The organism is Dapis purpurea BLCC-M126, assembly GCF_050015975.1.
GTDB lineage: Bacteria > Cyanobacteriota > Cyanobacteriia > Cyanobacteriales > Microcoleaceae > Trichodesmium.
Genome location: NZ_JBNHER010000220.1, coordinates 1 through 4,301, shown reverse-complemented (window position 1 = coordinate 4,301; position 4,301 = coordinate 1). Strand labels below are relative to the sequence as shown.

The 4,301-nt window shown below is 36.1% G+C and carries 3 protein-coding genes; 2 read left to right on the top strand and 1 reads right to left on the bottom strand.

The window, feature by feature from the left end:
* Window positions 1-454: 454 nt before the first annotated feature.
* The gene (locus ACP6PL_RS19825) at window positions 455-916 is read right to left on the bottom strand and encodes a hypothetical protein (protein WP_426546997.1); all 462 of its coding nucleotides are present in this window, start codon (window positions 914-916) and stop codon (window positions 455-457) included.
* An 804-nt stretch (window positions 917-1,720) separates the two neighbouring features.
* Between ACP6PL_RS19825 and era the strand changes: the two genes are divergently transcribed.
* The gene (gene era, locus ACP6PL_RS19820; protein WP_426546996.1) at window positions 1,721-2,653 is read left to right on the top strand and encodes a GTPase Era; all 933 of its coding nucleotides are present in this window, start codon (window positions 1,721-1,723) and stop codon (window positions 2,651-2,653) included.
* A 376-nt stretch (window positions 2,654-3,029) separates the two neighbouring features.
* On the top strand, window positions 3,030-4,100 hold the full coding sequence (locus tag ACP6PL_RS19815; RefSeq protein ID WP_426546995.1) for an N-acetyltransferase DgcN family protein: 1,071 nt from the start codon (window positions 3,030-3,032) through the stop codon (window positions 4,098-4,100).
* The last annotated feature ends 201 nt before the right edge of the window (window positions 4,101-4,301 follow it).

Below are 4,301 nucleotides of genomic sequence, written 5' to 3'. Positions count from 1 at the left end.
GGCGAAGATACTTTGGGGGTAGCCCCATGTGAAAATAGCTCAATGCCAGGGTAATTATTGATTTAAGCCTGTTTCTCAGATTTGAGAAACAGGCTTTTTGGTTTTTCTTGGTAGAGTAGAATAGAAAAAATTTACCCTTTTACACAGATACAATATTGGGTATTAGGTTTGGTTGCTCAATATTTGTTTTCTACGGTCAAATTTTCTAGATAATTATTCTGGTTATCCATTTATCCATAGTAAAACTCAAAAAAATTAAAAACCTGATTAGTCCTGATTAGTTTAGTATAGCTAAATTTATTTATATTTATCTTAATACGTTTGTTTAAGACACACCTTATCCTACAAGGAATCGTCTGGATTAAAACCAATCAATCTAGAAGTTTTTATAATTTTTGTGCTAACCAGCCTTTACAACTGGCTGGTTTCCCATTTACCGAATTTTTACGATGATTTATCTACAGACAGCACGATTGTTTGCATTAAGCACTATTGTACCTTCTACTCCATTAATAATCACTGGGTTACCTGTGCTAACTCTAAGTAGCCGTGGTTTTCTATTTAGACATTCTGTCACCTCTTCTCCCCAAGCTTCTATGGCAGCAGTATACTCTGCTCTGTAGCGCAACAGCTCATCTAGAGTGATTCCAGTGGGGATAGAAGGTAAATTGTTAACAAAAGCATCAGTTATCGGACTATCAGTACGGACGCTGTTATCAACATCAATCTCAGTAATAATTGGAAAATCAAATTTTCTGGGTAAAGTTCTGTAAGGAATAGAAAGGTCTGGTAATGGCTGATATTCTTCTGGGCCAGATTTATAGTCGAAATCAGATGGTATTGCCAACCCTGGCAGAGGTAGATTTGCAACCACCAGTGCACATAAACTTCCTAATAATGTAGAAAATTTCTTCATTTTCTTCTCCTAGCTTAATTTGATCGGATTTCAACTAACCAGAACATTTAGAAAGCTGTTGAGGTTTCTAAATGTTCTGCCTTTGATAATTTGTATCACCTAAATTAATTTAGTGAAAACAAAAAATTAACTGATAACAAACTAAAACAAAGCTTAATTATAAGACTCTACATAATGCTATAAAATCAGACTATATATTCTTAAGCATTTGTTAATTATCTGGCTTTGTCATACACTAATCTCCTTAATTTGATAATGTAAGGAGTAGAGTTTATATCCTAATTCTAGACGAATCACTCCAGAATCAGAGGACACTACATACTTTATTCGTATTCTGATAATATTCTTAGAACTATCAGAAAAATGTATAGTATCTATCAATTAACAGTATTCCTTTGTTATAGTCCTGTTTTCTGTTCTCCTACAACTTACATAAACTACTACCAAAAAATTTTGAGTTTTAGATATAGCTTCCCGCTTCACTGAATATCGCTGAATTGAGTCTATAACTTATCTTCTTCCATAGGCTTAAAATTGGTGGGAACTCTACTTACTAAAATCTATGTAATAGGAAACTTTTCTACTTTATTCCACTATTTTCTGGAGATTGTTAATGGACTTGTCAATTATCTTTATTATCGGCCAACTACTCTTAAAAGTTTTGTAAAGGGTTTCAACCCTCAAGCTATATCAAATTCTCTTGGTTCTTGCTTTTTATTTAACTTCAGTAGTTAGACCTTTCCTCGTAAAAAATTTTGACTTGATAAGCTGTTATTTTAGAAATAAAAGTTAAAAAATACAAAAATGGAATTGTCCACAAGTACAATTATTCCCTCAGCACCTGGGGGATTTAGGTCAGGATTTGTTGGTATAATAGGACGAGCTAATGTTGGCAAATCTACTTTAATGAATCAACTGGTGGGGCAAAAAATTGCTATTACTTCCCCAGTTGCTCAAACTACTCGTAATCGTCTTCGTGGTATTTTAACCACAGAAGCAGCACAGATGATTTTTGTTGATACTCCAGGTATTCATAAGCCTCACCACCAACTAGGAAAAGTATTAGTTCAAAATGCTAAAATCGCAATTCAATCTGTGGATGTAGTTTTGTTGGTAGTAGATGGGTCAGTAATAGCAGGTGGTGGCGATCGCTATATTATAGATTTACTTAATAAAACTGAAATCCCAGTTATTATAGGTATGAACAAGTTAGATCTACGACCTGAAGATGATCGGGAAATAGAAGCTAGTTATTATCAATTGATCGAGCCTCACCCCTGGCAAATAATCAAATTTTCTGCTCTGACAGGAGAAGGAGTAGAATCACTACAGAATTTGTTAATTGAACATCTAGAAACTGGACCTTATTATTATCCTCCTGACTTAGTAACAGACCAACCAGAACGCTTTATTATGGGGGAACTGATCCGGGAGCAAATCTTATTGTTGACTCGTGAAGAAGTACCCCACTCAGTAGCAATTGCTATTGACAGAGTAGATGAAGAACCAACTATTACTCGTATTCTTGCCACTATCAATGTTGAACGCTCATCTCAAAAAGGAATTCTGATTGGCAAAGGTGGAAATATGTTAAAAGCTATTGGTAGTGCCGCACGTCAACAAATTCAAAAGTTAATTGCAGGTAAGGTTTATTTGGAACTATTTGTGAAAATACAACCTAAATGGCGACAGTCTCGAATTCAGTTAGCTGAGTTAGGATATGAGGTTGAGAAATAAGAAAAATTTTATTAGATGTTACCATGACTAGAATTGATATTTTGCTATTGTGACCTTATTAAGAAGAAAATTATACAGGATTTAAGCGCTCAAACAACAAGCCAGATTTATTGCCCTGATTATTGTTTTTTGCCCTCACAAAATTTCATCGATAAACCCGATTTTTGTGTAATTCCTATTATGGTAAAAACAGAATTATTCTGAAAAGTTGGAAGTTATTTGTAACAAATATTCTGATAGAGAAATATTCAATATAGATTGTTATAATTTAACTAACAAACTATTTTAAATCTGGCTAATTCACTCCTGAATTCCACAAAATATTGCAACTGAAATAAGACTTATACTATAAAAAGAATTTTTCCTTGAGAAAATTATGACTATAGAAAATCCAGGATCAAAAATTCAAAATGGTAAAATAGCAATCTTGCTACACAATGGTATTCAAGGGTTACATGGAAAAACAGGGTTATCACTATTACGTTATAGCCAAGCAGAAATCGTTGCCGTCATCGATAGCCAATCTGCTGGAAAATCATTGCCCGAACTTACTAAAATTCACCGTGACATACCCATAGTTGCTTCCGTTGCTGAAGCGATCGCCTTTCATCCGGAAATATTAGTCATTGGTATCGCTCCCTCTGGTGGCGCTTTGCCTGATGAATGTTTTGGAGAAATTAAAGCAGCAGTTGCCTCTGGCTTATCAGTCGTCAACGGTTTGCATACCCCACTTGCCCATCATCCCGATATTCTACCACTATTACGACATACGCAATGGATCTGGGATGTGCGTCAAGAACCTGAAGGATTAACTATTGGCAGTGGGAAAGCTAGAACACTTTCTTGTCGGCGGGTTTTAACAGTGGGGACAGACATGGCGATCGGCAAAATGTCTACCAGTTTAGAACTAAATACAACTGCTCAACACCGAGGTCTCAACTCTAAATTTTTGGCCACAGGGCAAGCGGGTTTGATGATTGCTGGCGATGGTATTGCGTTGGATGCAGTGCGGGTTGACTTTGCTGCCGGAGCAGTCGAACAAATTATTATGGAGTTTGGCAATACCCATGACTTGCTTATTGTTGAAGGGCAAGGTTCCCTGTTGCATCCTGGTTCTACTGCAACCCTGCCACTATTGCGCGGTATCCAACCTACTGATTTAATCTTGGTACATCGTGCCAATCAAACTCATATTCGTAATCATCCCCAAATATTGATTCCGCCCTTACCAATAGTGGTTCAGTTGTATGAAATGGTAGCTGGTATGGGTGGCGCTCTGCAACCAGCACGAGTTAGAGGTATTGCGATGAATACTTTTCATTTAGATGAAGTGGCTGCTAAGAAAGCGATCAACCAAGTGGAAACAGAAACTGCTTTGCCTTGTACAGATCCTGTGCGTTTTGGTGCTGATTTATTATTGGATGCAGTTATGAGCATCAAGGAGTAGTGATTTGTCAATTTTCAAATGATGTATTGAGGCCCCAACTGGGAAGACAAGGGGTAAAACTTAATAGCTTACCCATCACATCAATCTTAAAAAACCAGTAGTAGGGTTTTTATTATTCTTAGGTAATCTTAAACATATAACAGACTGTTTGTTCATTAATTGATAATTGATAATGGATAATTGATAATTACCTCTGGTTAA